General features: G+C 69.7%; 15 protein-coding genes. 12 read left to right on the top strand and 3 right to left on the bottom strand.

What is annotated here, in order from left to right:
• The first annotated feature begins 311 nt into the window (after positions 1-311).
• From A6A27_RS10040 to A6A27_RS10000, 9 genes are all read left to right on the top strand, one after another.
• Positions 312-914: a hypothetical protein gene (locus A6A27_RS10040; RefSeq protein ID WP_073834285.1), complete on the top strand. Its 603-nt coding sequence runs from the start codon at positions 312-314 to the stop codon at positions 912-914.
• A 276-nt stretch (positions 915-1,190) separates the two neighbouring features.
• Complete coding sequence (locus A6A27_RS10035) at positions 1,191-2,624, top strand: protoporphyrinogen/coproporphyrinogen oxidase (RefSeq protein ID WP_073834354.1); 1,434 nt, start codon at positions 1,191-1,193, stop codon at positions 2,622-2,624.
• Positions 2,621-3,709, top strand: a complete 1,089-nt coding sequence (locus A6A27_RS10030; RefSeq protein ID WP_073834284.1) for a hypothetical protein — start codon at positions 2,621-2,623, stop codon at positions 3,707-3,709. Before A6A27_RS10035 ends, A6A27_RS10030 begins: the two co-directional genes overlap by 4 nt.
• Positions 3,706-4,263, top strand: coding sequence for an adenylate kinase (locus tag A6A27_RS10025; RefSeq protein WP_198940257.1), 558 nt, complete (start codon positions 3,706-3,708; stop codon positions 4,261-4,263). Before A6A27_RS10030 ends, A6A27_RS10025 begins: the two co-directional genes overlap by 4 nt.
• Complete coding sequence (locus A6A27_RS10020) at positions 4,260-5,276, top strand: glycosyltransferase family 4 protein (protein WP_073834283.1); 1,017 nt, start codon at positions 4,260-4,262, stop codon at positions 5,274-5,276. The genes A6A27_RS10025 and A6A27_RS10020 overlap by 4 nt, the downstream gene beginning before the upstream one ends.
• On the top strand, positions 5,273-6,859 hold the full coding sequence (locus A6A27_RS10015; RefSeq protein ID WP_073834282.1) for a hypothetical protein: 1,587 nt from the start codon (positions 5,273-5,275) through the stop codon (positions 6,857-6,859). The genes A6A27_RS10020 and A6A27_RS10015 overlap by 4 nt, the downstream gene beginning before the upstream one ends.
• Positions 6,860-6,901: 42 nt before the next feature.
• Positions 6,902-7,393 (top strand): NUDIX domain-containing protein, encoded by a 492-nt coding sequence (locus A6A27_RS10010; RefSeq protein WP_073834281.1) that lies wholly within the window; start codon positions 6,902-6,904, stop codon positions 7,391-7,393.
• 8 nt (positions 7,394-7,401) lie between these two features.
• Entirely contained in the window at positions 7,402-8,169 is a 768-nt protein-coding gene (locus A6A27_RS10005) for a phosphotransferase family protein (protein ID WP_073834280.1), read from the top strand.
• A 108-nt stretch (positions 8,170-8,277) separates the two neighbouring features.
• The gene (locus A6A27_RS10000) at positions 8,278-9,438 is read left to right on the top strand and encodes a DEAD/DEAH box helicase family protein (protein WP_241825202.1); all 1,161 of its coding nucleotides are present in this window, start codon (positions 8,278-8,280) and stop codon (positions 9,436-9,438) included.
• Here A6A27_RS10000 and A6A27_RS09995 read toward each other — a convergent pair.
• The 3 genes from A6A27_RS09995 to A6A27_RS09985 all read right to left on the bottom strand — a co-directional run bounded on the left by A6A27_RS09995 (position 9,372) and on the right by A6A27_RS09985 (position 12,479).
• The gene (locus A6A27_RS09995) at positions 9,372-10,274 is read right to left on the bottom strand and encodes a DUF5996 family protein (RefSeq protein WP_073834279.1); all 903 of its coding nucleotides are present in this window, start codon (positions 10,272-10,274) and stop codon (positions 9,372-9,374) included. The genes A6A27_RS10000 and A6A27_RS09995 overlap by 67 nt on opposite strands.
• Before the next feature lie 401 nt (positions 10,275-10,675).
• The gene (locus A6A27_RS09990) at positions 10,676-11,479 is read right to left on the bottom strand and encodes an ABC transporter permease (protein WP_073834278.1); all 804 of its coding nucleotides are present in this window, start codon (positions 11,477-11,479) and stop codon (positions 10,676-10,678) included.
• 1 nt (position 11,480) lies between these two features.
• Positions 11,481-12,479: an ATP-binding cassette domain-containing protein gene (locus A6A27_RS09985; RefSeq protein ID WP_073834277.1), complete on the bottom strand. Its 999-nt coding sequence runs from the start codon at positions 12,477-12,479 to the stop codon at positions 11,481-11,483.
• A gap of 32 nt (positions 12,480-12,511) precedes the next feature.
• On the opposite strand from A6A27_RS09985, the gene A6A27_RS09980 reads away from it, so the two are divergent.
• From A6A27_RS09980 to A6A27_RS09970, 3 genes are all read left to right on the top strand, one after another.
• The gene (locus A6A27_RS09980) at positions 12,512-13,636 is read left to right on the top strand and encodes a TetR/AcrR family transcriptional regulator (protein WP_198940256.1); all 1,125 of its coding nucleotides are present in this window, start codon (positions 12,512-12,514) and stop codon (positions 13,634-13,636) included.
• A 65-nt stretch (positions 13,637-13,701) separates the two neighbouring features.
• Complete coding sequence (locus A6A27_RS09975; RefSeq protein ID WP_241825199.1) at positions 13,702-14,244, top strand: transcriptional regulator; 543 nt, start codon at positions 13,702-13,704, stop codon at positions 14,242-14,244.
• Positions 14,245-14,255: 11 nt separating this feature from the next.
• Complete coding sequence (locus A6A27_RS09970) at positions 14,256-15,794, top strand: pyruvate, phosphate dikinase (RefSeq protein ID WP_073834275.1); 1,539 nt, start codon at positions 14,256-14,258, stop codon at positions 15,792-15,794.
• The last annotated feature ends 7 nt before the right edge of the window (positions 15,795-15,801 follow it).

The raw sequence follows: 15,801 nt of genomic DNA, 5'->3' as shown, positions 1-15,801 counted from the left end.
TCGCGGGAGACGTACCTGCCACCGGGGCTGCTGCACTGCCGGTTCTGTCGCCAACCAATGGCCGACGCCGAGCTACCCGATGCTGGCCAGGCCTACCAGTGCCAGCCGGGTTGTCGGCCGCGACCCCTCGACGCAGCGGCCATCGCCGACACCGTCGGCCGAGTAATCCTGCGGCACGCCGCCCGGATCATCCCCTCTACCGGAGCGCCGACACCCCCGCATTTGGCCGCCATCCACGCCCACCGCGTCCTCCCCGCATCACCATCGGCGCCACCCCCACCGACGTCACCCTCACCTGGCGTGCCACACCTATGCCCCTGGCCGACCGGCTCAACACCGAACGCGTACAGCGTGTCGCTACCGCCCGTCACCTGGCCCCCAACGACCCGCTACGCGCCCGGCAACTCCTGCACGACAGCCTCACCGGCGTCGACCCCGCCACCGCGCCCGCCCACCCGCTGCACGCCGAAGCCGCCATCCTCCTGGCGGAACTGCAACTCCGCCTCGGCCACCCCGCTGATGCCCTCACCTGGGCCACCTACGCCCAGCACAGCACCGCCCACCTCCACGGGCCCACCCACCGGCGCACCCTGCACGCCCTCCACCTTCACGCGGCCGCTCACCGGCGCGCCGGGCACCACCAACGCGCGTACCACCTATATCGGAAGCTCGCCGACCAACTCACCCGCGTGGAAGGCCCGCACGCCCGCCGCACCCTCGCCGCCCACGCCACCACCGCCCTCGTCCTCCACGCCCTCGGTCACTGCCAAGCCGCCCGCGCCCTGCTCGCCGACACCATCACCACCCACCAGCGCGAGCACCCCGGCCATTCCGCCACCGCTCGCATGACTCAACACCTGTCACGCATGTGGCACGACTGCGCCACCAAGGGTCACCACCACCAAGACGCCTGATCACTCGACCATCCTCGATAGATCCGCCGTGCGACTGCACCAGCGAGCAGACCCGGTCCGGCCACCAGTGGCCCACCAGGTTCCGGGGAAGCGTTCGGCGCGTTCAGAAGCGCCAGCTGACCGTGGTCGCTGTCCAACCCGCCCAACGGGCCCTGACATCGGCGCCAACGTGCCCAAGCAGGTTCCGCATGAGTCCCGTCCCTTATCCGACGAGAAGGAGTGGCCGTGCCGCTGACCATCGCCCACCCCGCCCGGTTGAGGCGAAACCAGTCCGCCGTGGCGGAAGACCTCACGCAGCAGGCTTCATGCGCACGAGAGCCTGGGGGCCGGATCCTCATCGTCGGGGCGGGGCTGTGCGGCCTGGCCTGCGCGGACGAGCTGCTGCGGCTGGATCACTCGGACTGGCTACTTCTGGAGGCGTCCGCCACTGCGGGTGGGCTCGCTTCTTCCGTGACTGATTCAGCCGGCTTCACATGGGACCTGGGTGGGCACGTTGTGTTCTCCCATTTCGGCGAGTTCGACCGGCTGTTGTCCGAGCTGTTCAGGGACGGGGAACTGCTGCGCCATGACCGCTCCTCGTTCATCCGTTTCCGTGACCGGTGGGTTCCGTATCCCTTCCAACAGCACGTGCATTGCCTGCCCGCCGAGGACGCGACAGCTTGCCTGGACGGGCTCGTCCTCGCCCAACGACAGGGCGGCGTAGTTGGGGCTGCCGACTTTGGCACCTGGTTGCAGGCGACGTACGGGCCGGCGCTGGTGGAGCGGTTCTTCGGCCCGTACAACGCGAAAGTGTGGGCCACAGCGCCTGAGCTCATGTCCTCCTCCTGGGTGGCCGAGCGCGTCGCGCCGGTCGATTTCGACCAGATTCTGACCGCCCCCACCGCCCCTACCGCGAGGCGCGCCGGCCGGTGGGGGCCGAACGCCACCTTCGCCTTCCCAATCTCCGGCGGCACGGGGGAAATCTCGCGCCGCCTGGCCACTCGTCTCGGTCCTCGTGTGCGTACCCGTGCCCGTGTGGTCGCGGTCGACGCCGCCGTCCGAGAGGTGGTTCTGGCCGGAGGTGAACGCATCGCGTACGACCATCTGGTGGCCACTGGGCCGCTGGACCAGTTGGCGGCGATGACGATGGGCGTTTCGGCTGGGGTGCGGGCGGCGGCCGGGCGGCTGCGGCACACCACCGTGGCCATGGTCGGTCTCGGCTACCAGGTCCCCACCACCGACGTCCGGTCGTGGATGTACTTCCCGCAGCCGGACGTGCCGTTCTATCGGGCTACCAACTTCAGCAAGTACGCGCCCGCCAACGTCCCCGGCTCGGACACCCGCACCTTCAGCTCCTGGATGACGGAGACCTCCCTGCCGGACGGTGCGCAGGTCGACCAGGCCACGTTGATCGATTCCTGCGACCGGGCGCTGCGCCGCCACGGCCTCGTCCCCGCCCACGCGCCGTTGGCCAGCGCCCACCTGGAGGTAATCCCTTACGCCTACCCGGTGCCCACCCTCGACCGCGATACCGCCTTGGCCGAGGTGGTGCCGTGGATGGAAGCGAGCGGGATCTACCCGCGTGGCCGGTTCGGCACCTGGCGGTACGAGATCGGCAACATGGACCACGCGGTGAAGATGGGCATCGACATCGCCCGCCGCCTGGTGACGGGCACTGCGGAAGAGCTGCTCAACACGCCCATGGTCACGGCGGCCGGGAGCCGCTCGTGAACGAGACCACGGACAGTGGGCTGGTTTCCTTCGCCGGGCACCGCTTCCGCATCCACACCGACGAGGCCTTCCAGGCCATGCAGGGCATCCACCTGCGGAATTTCGCCCCGGAGGCAGACCTAGCCCCGCCGTGCGGGCATGTCACGCCGATCCGCGTCCACCACGATGAGGATCTCTTCCGGGAGCAGATGACCCGCCTGAGTGCGGTTCGGTCGCTGACGGTGGTCCCGTTCCGCAGCGAGCCGTACCGATTCTCCCGGATGGGCAAGGTGTCCTGGTGGCGGCCCGACCCCGACTCGCACCTACCCCAGGACCACCTGTACGCACGGGATGCCGCGCGCCGGCCGCACGTCGTGTTGCATCCGGGGACAGAGCACGGCGTGCGGTACGCCATGCGCGTCATCCGAGAGATCGTCCTACGCTGCGCGGAAGATCGCGGCTGGACCACCTTCCACGCCGCTGCCGCGGCGATCGACGGCCGCGGAGTGCTGATCGCCGGTCCGTCGGGGGCGGGCAAGACCACCGTGCTGACCGCGCTGGCTGCGCACCGCCAGGCCGACGTGGTCGCCTCCGACCGCGCGGTGCTCACCGAGGGCGCCTCCCGCGTGGTCGGCGTGCCAATCTCGGTACGGATCGCGGGCGGCACTCTGTCCGCGCTCGGCCCGCGCCGCGGCCTGCCACCGCCCCGGCAGCTGCCAGCCGACTTCGGCCATGCCCGCAAGGCCGCGTGGTCTCCGCGCGACTTCGCCCACGCCTTCACCGCCCGTGTGCGGGACAGCGCCCCGCTCCGGCTCGTTGTTCTCCCTCAACTCAGCGACGACGGCCGGGAGCTGAGCATGGCCTTCTGCGGCCCGGCCGTGGCCCGCGCCGGGCTAGCCGCTGTCTGCTGCACTCCGCATGACGAGGACTGGCTCCACCCCTGGTTCGCCGACCGCACCCGCATCCCCGATGAGCTGGCACGCCAAGCCGCTGGCTGCGTGGAGGACCTGCTCGCCAAGGTGCCGGTGATGACTGTGACCGCCGGGGTGCGCACAGCACGGCTGCTGGAGCGGATCGCCGACGCCGTGACCTGGGGCCTCGCGTGACGCCCCGGCGGATCGCGCTGGTCGGGCCGGTGGCCTCCGGCAAATCCACCCTCGCCACCGCTATTGCCGCCCACACTGGCCTGCGCCACGTCGACCTCGACGACCTGTTCTGGGGACCCCAATGGACTCCTGTCGGAGCCTCCAACTTCCACGCCGCCGTGCGACACGCGCTCGCCGCCACAGCGTGGATCGCGGACGGCAACTACGGCGGAGACGTCGCCGAGATCCTGCTTGAGCGAGCCGAGCTCACCATCTGGCTCGACCTGCCGCTGCGAACCTGCCTGCCGAGGTTGATCCGTCGCTCGATACGGCGGGCCGCCACCGGGCAGGAACTGTTCGCCGGAAACCGGGAGACCTTCCGGCACCTCGCCTCCCGCGACTCGATCCTGTGGTGGGGCCCGGCCCACCACCACCAGCACCGCCGCCGCTGGGCGCAACGCCTCCATCCGCTCACGGCCGGCGGCATGTCCGTCCTTCACCTCGACCAGCCGGCAGCCGTCGCGCCTCAGCTACGAGCCCACGGCCTACTCGCCCCGAAGGAGGCAGGAGCGTGATCGCCTCAGTCGTCCGCGTACCCTGGCACACCGCCCACAGCGGCTACGACCGTCTCCTGGACCACCTCCCCGAAGTCCGCCGGATCACCCCGCCCACCAGGCGCCTCGCCCAACACGCCGCCCGACGCGCCCATCGACTGCTTCGACGCCGGTGCCCGCTGCCGTTCTACTCAATCGAGCACTGCGCCACAGACCTCGCACTTCTCGCCGCCCGCGGCCCCGCCCACGTCCTGTACGGGGACGAACAGTTCTACTTCTCCCGCCACCGCCAGGGACCCACCGCCGTCACCTACCACCGCCCGGCAGCCCACCTGGCGGCACTCATGCCGCCCGCCGCCTGGCGCGACGTTGCCGCACGCGCCGACCAGATCATCACTCTCGACCCACACCAGCAGGAGTTCTTCGCCAACCTCGTCCCCGCCGAGCGGGTGCATCTGGTGCCGCACGGCATCGACACGGCCGCGTTCACCCCAGCCGACCAACTCCTCACCTCCCGGCCGCTAGTGCTGACTGTCGGCTGGTGGTTGCGGGACTGGAATGTCCTCGACACGGTGCACGAACGCCTGCACCGCCGCCACGGCGCCGGCATCAACTTGACCGTCGTCACCCGAGAGGCCCACCGCCGCCCGTGGCACCCGGCCACTCGCGTCTTGCAGGGCATTAGCGAGCCATCGCTGATCACCCTCTACCGCCAAGCCACGGTCCTGCTGCTGCCGCTGAAAGACGCCACTGCCAACAACGCACTGCTGGAGGCGCTCGCCTGCGGCACCCCCGTCGTCGCCACCGACGTCGGCGGCATCCCGCACTACGCAGGCAGTAGCCCCGCAGCCGTTCTCACCCCGCCCGGTGACGCCGCCGCCGCCATGTACGCGGTCGAGACGGTGCTCACCGAGACCGGAACCCCCGACCACACCATCCAGCGCACCGCCGCCCGTGAACGCGCGCAAACCTTCGCCTGGCCCGCCATCGCCGACCAGACGCGGGCCATCTACCGGCTGCTGGAGCAGCAGTGAGCGCGACCGAGGTCTGGCTGCACATCGCTGCCCCTGTGCTGCTGGCCGCCCTGCTCGCCCGCGCTCTGTGGGTGACCGTGGCGGTCGAGATGAGCGCCCGGTGGCTGCTGGCACCGCTGGCCGCAGTGCCCATACACCGCAGCGAGGTGCCGTGGCTGGTGATCCTGCTGCCGATGCTGCGTGAGCAGAGCGTCGCCCCGGAAGCGATCGCCGCGTTCACGGCACTGGAGTACCCGCACGGACGGGCCGCCGTCGTGGTGATCACCACCGAACGCGAGACCACCGCCCGTACCCGGCACCGCAGTCAGCTCCCGGCGCTGGCCGCCCACCGCCCGCTGCGGGCCGGGCACCTGCGGGGCATCTTCCCCGCCGCCCAATGCCGCACCGTCGCCGCAGAAGTTAACGCCGCCCCGCCCGACGACCGCCTCACGATCCTGACCGAACGGTTCGACGCCGAACCCACCACCGCCGAGGTTGTCGCAGCCCTCGCCGCCACCTCGCCATCCGGCCGGCTGCCCCTGGTGCACCTGCACCAGCCCGACATCGGCGGGCGCAAAGCCGGCCAGCTGAACTTCGCCCTCGACCACCTCGATCAGGTACTCAGCCCGCTCGGCTGGCACGAAACCGGTGACGCCGAGTCCACGTTCGCCGTGGTCTACGACGCAGACGCGATCCCCGACGCCCGCACCCTCCACGCCTTCGCCGCCGCAGCCGCCACCCGCATCGCCCAAACCGGCAGAACCCCGGCCCTCATCCAGCAGCAGCGGCTGCCGCTGCTGGGCCGCCGACCCTTCCCCAACGGGCCGGTCGGTCTGCTACTCACCGGGGAATGGGTGTATCAGCTGCGACGCTCCCTCGGCATCGAACTCGCCCGCATCCGCCTCCACGCCTACCTGTCGGGCTCCCCGCTACCGCAGTGGCTGCGCGCGTGGCTACGCCCCATGGTCTACGCCGTGGGGTGCGGCATGGCCGTCCAAATCCCGGTCATCCGCGCGCTTGGCGGCTTCCCCGAACCGATGGAAGATCTCGGCACCGGACACCGGCTCTCCCTGCTCGGCGCCGACCTGACCGCCACCACGGTCGCGGTCCTGGACGAGCCCTACACCGAGCCGACCGGGCTGGCCAATCTCCACGCGCTCGCCTTCACCTCCTCCGCCCGCCCCGACCGCCACGCCCAGGCGGTCGCCCACCTGCCCGCCACGATTTCCCGCCCGGCCAAGGCCCTCCTGATCACCCGCGAGTGGGCAGACGAAGCCGCCTGGCTGATCGGCGCACCCTTGGCAGCCGCAGCGGTCGCCTCCGCCTGGTGGGCAGGGCCCCATTGGGCCGCCGTCGCCGTCCTCGCAATTCTGCTCCACGGTCCGCTGCTCACCGCCCGGCTGCTCGCCCTCGCCCCCGCGCTGCACGCCGCTGTTCTCCCGCCGTGCACCACCGGCCAGCCTCCGGTGGCATCCCCCCGCCATCCGGCCGCCGTGATCGCCGCCAGCCCGCTCCAGCCGTTCGTCCGGATGGCCGGTCCCTGGGCGATGATCTTCCAGAAGCTCACCAGACACCACCGCGGCTTCGGCAAGACTGAACGCTGACGCCCCCGCCCGCCGTGCCGAGCAAGAGTTGGAGACCACTTCGTGGCCGAGCCTCAAAACCCCCCGACCATCCGCACATCCGCCAAAGCCGTCGTCATCCACGACGGACGCGTCCTGCTCCAACGAGCCACGTGGGAAGGCATGGACTGTTACTTCCTGCCCGGCGGCGGCCAGCAGCCCGGCGAACCCCTCGACGCCGCCGCACGCCGCGAGGTCCACGAAGAGACCGGCCTGACCGTGCACGTGGTACGCATGCTCTGGCTACGCGAGTACATCGGCGCCAACCACGAACACGCCGACACCGAAGCCGACACCCACCGCATCGAAGCGATCTTCCACTGCACCCCAGAGGGAAAACCCGGGCAGCTCAGCGGCCACGCTGAAGACGACCTGCAGACCGGACTGGAGTGGGTCGAACTGGAGAAGGTGCCCGGCCTCAACCTGCTGCCCCACGCCCTGCGGCAACCGATCGCCGCCCTCGCCGCCCTCACCGCCGACGACCCGCACACCGGCTACCTCGGCGACGTCGCCTGACAGACACCATGGCGGAACTCGACGGGCGGGTCCCCGACGGCGCCCGCGAACTCACCACCGGCCAGGCCAACCGCGTCTGGCACGTCAACGGGCCAACGCCCTACGTACTCAAGCACTACGGAACTGCCGCCCGCGCCGCGAACGAAGCCGCCGCCCTCGCCCTCCTCGCCGCCCACCAGGCACCCGCACCCCGACTGCTGGCCGCCGACCCGAACGCAGCACCAGCGTGGACCGCACAAACAGCGGTCCACGCCCCGCCCGTGCCCGCCGACCAGTTCCTCAACCAGATCGCCGAACCCCTCGCCGCCATCCACCGCATCCCCGGCCCACACGCCGGCCGCCTCGCCGGCACACAGCGTCACCCGACCTGGCGCGCCTACCTCCACAACCGGCTGCACACCTACATCACGGCAGCACCGGACCTCGCCCCCGTCGCAGCCGCCATCCACCGCGAGCTCGACATCATCGACCTGGACATCGAGCCGAGACTGCTTCACCACGACCTACACGTCGGACACCTCCTCCACACCCCTGGAGGACTGCTGCTCGACTGGGAACTCGCCGCCTACGGCGACCCGCTATCCGACCTGGCCCGCCTCGCAGTCCGCCTCCAACTACCCGACCCCACCGACCTGCTCTCACTCACCCACCGGCCGCACCCAACCTCCGCACGCCGCCTCATCCTGTACTCGCGCATCCACCAACTCGCCGACGCTGCCCTCAGCACCGACCCACTGATTCGCAGCAGAGCCAACAGTCAGCTGAGCCGGATATGACCCCGCCCGTTACGCAAGAAGGTAAGGGCGGATAGACCCTCCCGTTCGGTCACGTGGAGGATGCGGACAGTGCGCGTGATCGACTAACCTCGACTGACTGTGAGGGCAATGGCTGACGATCTTCGACTTCAGGCGGAGCAGCGCGCCCGGGTCTTGATCGACCGGCAGCTTCGAGATGCCGGCTGGGTCGTGCAAGACCGCTCCGAGACCAACCTCTTCGCCGGCACGGGCGTGGCCGTTCGTGAGGTGATCATGGCGAAGGGCCACGGCCGGGTGGACTACCTGCTGTATGTCGACCAGCGGGTCGTCGGGGTGATCGAGGCCAAGCCGGAGGGAACCCCGCTGTCGGGCGTTGAGTGGCAGTCGGCCATGTACGCCGAGGGCCTGCCGCCCGCGGTGCGGCTGAAGGCGCTGACCCGCGATGGACGGCTGCCGTTCGTGTTCGAGGCCAGCGGCTCGGAGTCCCATTTCACCAACGGCTACGACCCGCAGCCGAGGGCGCGGCGGATCTTCGCGTTCCCGCAGCCCGGCACCCTCGCGAGGATCGTCCGTGGTGCGGAGGCCGATCCGAAGTGGCCGACGTGGCGGGCGAAGGTCCGTCACCTGCCACCGCTGGACATTGCAGCGCTGCGGCCGGCGCAGATCACGGCGGTCGAGGGTATCGAGCGGTCGCTGGCGGAGCAGCGGTTTGACCGGTCGCTGGTGCAGATGGCCACTGGCGCCGGTAAGACCTACACGGCCGTGACGGAGTGCTACCGGCTGCTCAAGCACGGCGGGTTCACCCGGGTGCTGTTCCTGGTCGATCGCAACAATCTGGCCGACCAGACCCTGGCGGAGTTCCAGAACTACCGCACTCCGGGTGACGGGCGGCGGTTCACCGAGCTGTACAACGTCGACAAGCTGAGCAGCGCCGGCATGCTGGGCAGCTCCAGCGTGGTGATCTCCAGGTGCTTCTCAACCTCGCCCCCGATGTCGTGCGGGAGGTCGGTGCGGGCATGCTGCTGCAACGGCCGATCCGCCGGCAGCGACAGATCGAACAACCTCACTACGAATGCGGTCCGCGCCGCCAAGGGCGTTGTCGAAGATGTACGTCGGGCCGACAGCGCCATCCGCCGGGCTGCTGGTCGCCGCCCTGGTTACCCGGTGGATGATCGTGCCGGGCCGGCGGCACGACGGACATCGGGTCGCGTTGGTGCCGGTGTTCAGGGTGCGTACTGGGTGCGCAGCTTGCTGGTGTCCCAGCCGGCGTGGCGGGCGCCGGCCTGGTAGGCGCTCTCCAGGAAGGTGAGGACCGTCGCGCGCGGATCGGTGGTGGCGCGGGCGTCGTCGTAGGTCAGCAGCGCGAGGTGTGCGCCCCGGTTTTCGATCCAGCGGGCCCGTGCGGGTTGCAGCGGTTCCTCGGTGAGGCCGTCGGGCTCAGGCGCTGTGTAGGAGTAGAAGGCCGGTTCGGGGATGTTCTTGTCGCCGAACCAGAAGCCGGCGCTGATCACCTCGTGGGAGTACGCCTCGCGGGTCACCGGGTCGACGGTGTCCGGCTGCGGGGCCTGCCGGCCGGAGAAGCGGGTGACCGCGATGTCGAAGGTGTGCCAGAAGTGGTGCACCGGGCTGGTCTTGGCGTTGCACCGGGCGGCGTACTCCTCCAGGACCAGCCCGACTTGGCTGAGGACCTGCCAGTACCGGTTGACCCAGAATGGGTCGTACGCGGCGTGCGTGGTGTCCTCGGCGAACGGGATGCTGTCGGTCAGGTCGTAGGGCTTGGCGTCGATGTGGACGTGGATGCCGAGGTACGACAGCGCGGTGAGCAGTCGATCGTGGAATGCCGCGACGGACAGGCCGGGCAGCGGGATGGAGACCGTCTGGCCGGCCAGGGTGTTGATGATCAGCCGGTGGTCGACGAAGTCGAAGTCGATGGCGAACATCATGTCCCGGCCCATGGGCCGGGATGTGATGCCGCGGCCGGTGAGATGGAACGGCACGTGCCACCAGTGGTTGCGCGGTGGTGCCTGGTTCAGCCGGATCTTGCCGACGATCTGCGTGAACCGGTGGACGGTTTCCTTCGAGTCCGCCCAGGCGGACAGCGGGATCGGCGGGAACAACTCGGTCATCCGGACTCCTCCGTGCTGTGCACCATTCTGGCCGTCGTCGGCATCCTTCCCGATCCGCCGGCCGTACGGGCACAAACCACGCGTCTTCAGCAAGTCTCGCCGTTGGGGTCTGCGAGATTGCTGGCGATGTTCCCGGCGACGGCTACCCGGCTGGGCTGTCGCCGAGCACTTCGTACCCGTTTGCTGTCGAGGCCCGGGACGCTGCCGGAGACAGCTCGCGGCGTCCGATGCGGTAACGGCGTGGGCATCGTTATCGAGCAGCATGGTCGGCTGGTTGACATCGGTGACGGAGGCGGGCAGCATGCCCACCTCTGTGAATCACCGAAACCTGTTTTTTGTTGAGTGGGGGCTTTGGTTGGGCCGGGTCGATGCCCAGCCTTCGGTCCTTCCATCGTTCGCGGTTATTCGCGGCGACCGTAGGTCCAGACCGCCATCGGGCAGAACAACAGAAATATTGCCGCACACCAGATGAGTGTGGTGGTGAGCCGGTCGCCGGGCGGCGTTCCGTTGAGCAACGCGCGGCAGGTGTCCATGACGGCGGTCACCGGGTTGACATGTACCCAGGATTGCAGCCAGCCGGGAAGGCTCGTGGTGGGGGCGGCGAGGCTGGTGCCGAGCTGAAGCGGCAGGAAGGTGAGGAAACTGAATGCCAGGACGGCCTCGGCGCTTTTGACCATGACGCCGATGAGCACGGTGATCCAGCTGACGCAGAAGCCGAAGAGGACGGCCAGGCCGATGGCGGCGAGGGTGGTGGTGACGCCGCCATGGCTGCGGAAGCCGAGGATCGTTCCGAGCAGGAACAGGATCGCAACGGCGATCAGGTAGCGGACGATGTCGGCGAGCACGGAGCCGAGCAGCGGCGCGAGGCGACTGATGGGCAGGCTGCGGAAGCGGTCGGTGACGCCGTTCTTGAGATCTATGTTGATATTCGTGCCGGTCGACACGAGCCCGGCCAGGCCGGCGCCCATGACGATGATGCCGGGGAACAGGTATTGCACATAGTTGTCGGTCGAGCCGGCTACCGCCCCGCCGAAGACGTAAAGGAAGAGGACGAGGAACAGCGCGGGGGTGACCACACCGTTGACGATGGCACCGGGATTGCGGGAGGTCTTGGCGAGGCTGCGCCGGGCGAGGATGAGGCTGTGGCGTAGCCAGCGCAACGGCCGGCCCGTCCGCGAGTCGACGGAATGGGTGTGCGTGGTCATGTCAGGGCCTCTGCGGAGTCGGCGTGGCGGCTGATGCGTCGGTCAGGGCGTGGAATGCCTCGTCGAGGCTGGGTAGGCGGAGCGACAGTTCGCTGACGTTGACGGCTTGGCGGCGCAGTTCGGCGGCGATCTGGAAGAAGTCGTCGTCACCGGAGACCGGTACGGTCAGCTGGTGCCGGGTGGCGCGTGCCGGGGTGCGGTCGGTGACGACGGTGAGGATGGCGGCGACGCGATCGACGTCGGCGGGGTCGTTGACTCGCACGTTGACGGTGTGTCCGCCGACCTGTTGTTTGAGTTGCGCCGGAGTGCCGCTGGCGATGACCCGTCCGTGGTCGATGACAGTGACGGCGTCGGCGAGGGTGTCGGCTTCTTCCAGATACTGGGTTGTCAGCAGGACGGTGACCCCGTCGGAGCTGAGGTCGCGGATCATCTGCCACAGCTCTTCGCGTTTGCCGGGGTCGAGCCCGACCGAGGGTTCGTCCAGGAAGACCACCTGGGGGCGGCCGACCAGGCTCGCCGCCAGGTCGAGCCGGCGGCGCATGCCTCCGGAGTACGTGGCGACGCGCCGGTTGCCCGCCTCGGTGAGGCCGAACCGGGACAGCAGTTCCTCGGCCCGGTGGGTGGCGTCGCGCCGGGTCAGGTCGAGGAGCTGACCGATCATGACGAGATTCGCCCGCCCGTCGAGTTCCTCGTCGACGCTCGTGTGCTGGCCGGATAGGGCGATGCGTCGGCGTACCTGTCCGGGTTGGCGCGCGACGTCGTAGCCGGCCACCCGCGCGGTTCCGCTGTCGGGCCTGAGCAGGGTGGCGAGAACCCGGATGAGGGTGGTCTTGCCGGCGCCGTTGGGGCCCAGCAAACCCAGAACCTGACCTCGGGGGATAGCTAGGTCGACGCCATTGAGGGCGGTGTTGCCGCGGAAGCGTTTGGTGAGCTCGTGCGCCTCCAGGCCGAGGTCGGTCACGGCGCTCCTTTCGGTGAGCAGTTGAGAGACAGTGAACATTCGGATGCGCCCAACATCTGGATGTTGATAGTATGCTGCTGGTGGCGAAACGCGTACAGGGGGTTTCGGTGGTGCGGTTGACCCGGGTGCAACAGCAGGCGCGGACGCGTGCCGCCGTGCTGGCGGCGGCGACGCAGGAGTTTGCCGAGCACGGCTATGTCGACGCCAAGGTCGATCGCATCGCTGCGCGAGCGGACCTGACCCGGGGCGCTGTCTACTCGAACTTTCCGAGCAAGCGGTCTCTGTACCTGGCGGTCCTGCTCGAATCTGTACCGCGCACGGCCGCGCCGGACGCGCCCGCCGGGGCGATGGATGTGGCGACGGCGGCCGAGGCCTTCGCGCGCGTCTGGCTCGAACGGCTGCCGCTGGCCGGTGACCCGGCCAGCGCCGCGAAACTGAAGTACCAGTCACTGACCGGCGTGTTCGACGACGAACCCGGGCGCACCGCCCTGGCCGGCCTCACAACGTTGGAGAGCCTGGTGGTGGCTCTCGCGCTGGAGTCCTGCCAGCCACCCGAAGCGGGTCGGCGGGTGCGGTTGGCCGAGCTGATCCTGACCCTGTTGAACGGAGCGGGTTATCTTGCCCAGACCGCGCCCGGCTTCGGTGATCCGTTCGACGTGGCGCGCGCCTGCCGTCATCTCGCCGGCCTCGATGTGGACGACGTCTGGAGCCCGCCCCATCTGGCGTACGTCGCCGCACCCGAACCGCGCCGCGACACGTGGATGCCGCCCACAGACCTGGCAGATGCGATCACTGGCCGTCCGGTCGGGTTCGACGGCGACGGACTCGTCGTGGTCCTCGGAACAGGCCGCCTGGGGGCGGCCGAGGAAGCGGTTCGTGCCGCCCGGTCGGGCGACCTCGTCACCTTGGCGATCGTCACGAGCGATCCGGCCGAGATCGGGGCACTGGTCCGGCTGAGGATCACCGACCTCGCCGCCTGCCTGCGGCGGGTGTTCGGGCCGGCGATCAGCCTGTCGACGCGCCTGGTCCTCGATGACCAGGCCGCGCTCGCGTCCGCCATCGGTGCCGGCACGGCCGAGGAGACCGAAGCCGCGATCCGCATCCGAGACGGGAAGATCATCGCTCGGGCATCCGGTTGGGGCGCCGCCTACGCGGCGGCGACCACCCCGACTCCGGCCGAGGCGGACGAACGATGACCGGCTCCGATGAATCGCTCGCGCTCCACGCGCTTCGTTGCATCGGATTCGCCGAATTGTCCCGCGTGGCGGACGCGGCTGGCCTCCCCGAGGCGGAGGCGGAGTCCCAGCTGATCGATCTCGCCGTTGCCGGCCTGGTGACGCGGACGCCGAGCGAGTTCGGCGGGTGGGGTCTCACGGAGGCGGGCCGTGTCGAGGATGCCCGACGGATAACTGGCGAGCTCGACGCCACCGGTGCCCGGGACGCCGTGGCCGCGGCGTACGAGAAATTCATGGTGCTCAACCCCGAGCTGCTGGATCTCTGCTCCGCATGGCACCTGCGTACCGTCGACGGCGTCGTGGCCTCGAACGACCACTCCGACCGCGCGTACGACGCTCGGGTCCTGGAGCGATTCGTCGACCTGGACCAACGTGCCGAGGCTGTGTGCGCGGACCTGGCCGCGGCGTTGCCGCGGTTCCGGCGGTACCGGACCAGACTCGCCGCGGCGCTCGACCGTGCCCAGTCCGGTGCTCTGGAAGAACTGGTCGACAGCACGACCTCTTATCACATCGTGTGGTTCCAACTCCACGAAGATCTGCTCGCCACCCTCGGCATCCCGCGACAGTGAGCCGCCCTCCCATGAACTGGATCCATCCGCTCACGCCCGAAACCGACGAGTCCCCGGCGCTGCTTGGCGGCAAGGGGCACGGCCTCGTCGCGTTGCGACGTCTCGGCCTGCCCGTCCCGCCCGGATTCGTCATCGGCACCCACGCCTGCCGCGCCTACCTCCGTGACGGGCGGTTACCGGAGGGCCTCGACGCCGAGCTGGTCATTGCCGTCCAAGGACTTGAGGCAGCCACCGGAAGGCGCTTTGGCGCTGCCCAACGGCCCCTGGTCGTGTCGGTTCGGTCCGGTGCCGCCGTGTCTATGCCTGGCATGATGAGCACCGTCCTCAACCTCGGCCTCACCACCGAGGCGACCGGGGGGCTGGCTGCCGAGACCGGCAACCCGGCCTTCGTGCAGGAGGCGCGTCAGCGATTCCTCACCAGCTTCGCGGCCGCCTTCCGCGAGACCACTGACGACGCGCAGGCAGCCACTCGGCCGTCCGGCATGGCTGCCTCTGACGACGCGATGGACCAACTGCGGGCGGCGGTGTGTGCCGTCTTCGCGTCGTGGCACACTCCGCGCGCGACCACCTATCGCGAGCTGCACGACATCCCGCACGAATCGGGTACGGCCGTGATCGTCCAGGCCATGGTGTTCGGCAACCGCGACGAGCACAGCGGCACCGGCGTCGCCTTCAGCCGCGACCCCAACACGGGCGAGAAGACCCCGTTCGGCGACGTCCTGTTCGGCCGGCAGGGCGAAGACGTCGTCTCCGGACGGTCCACCACCCGGCCGTTGTCCGAGCTCGCCGGCCGGGAGCCGGCGGTATGGGGAGACCTGCTGGCGGCCCTGCACCGGATCGAACAGCACTACCGCGACGCCTGCCATGTCGAGTTCACATTTGAGGCGGGCTGCCTGTGGCTTCTGCAGGTACGGCCCGGCGGCTTCACCGGCCGTGCCGCGATCCGCGTCGCCGTCGACCTCGCCGACGAACAGCTCATCGACCGACGCACGGCCCTACGGCGAATCTCACCACAGCATCTGCGCAACGCCCACACACCTCGGATGCGCGCCGGCGATGGGCTCGATGTCCTCGCCCGCGGCCGAGGCGCGTGTCCCGGTGTCGCGGCCGGGCGCATCGCGGTCACCGCGGACCGGGCCGCGCGCATGGCCGCCGACGGCCCGGTCATCCTCGTACGCCCCTACACCTCGCCGCTGGACATGCACGGCCTGGCCGCCGCCACCGGGATAGTCACGAGCCGTGGCGGGCCCACCAGCCACGCGGCCGTCGTCGCGCGGGCCATGGGCAAACCCGGGGTCGTCGACGCGACCGCCCTCACCGTTGATGTCGCGGCGGAGTGTGTGCGGGCGGGCGAACGCGTCGTTGCCGAAGGGACAGTCGTCACCATCGATGGCACCAGCGGAGAGATTGTGATCGGCAACCTGGGCACCGCCACCGTAACCGTCGACAGCCACCTGAACCGCCTACTCGATTGGGCCGACGAAATCTCCGGCAACCGATCGCAACGCCCGGACCAGGAACGCCTCATCGCGGCGCACGCCCGGCTCTGAACGCCGA

It is taken from the genome of Micromonospora sp. CB01531 (assembly GCF_001905095.1).
In the GTDB taxonomy this organism is placed as follows: domain Bacteria; phylum Actinomycetota; class Actinomycetes; order Mycobacteriales; family Micromonosporaceae; genus Micromonospora.
Note: the sequence above shows the minus strand (reverse complement) of the source record. Positions and strands in the feature narration are given on the sequence as shown.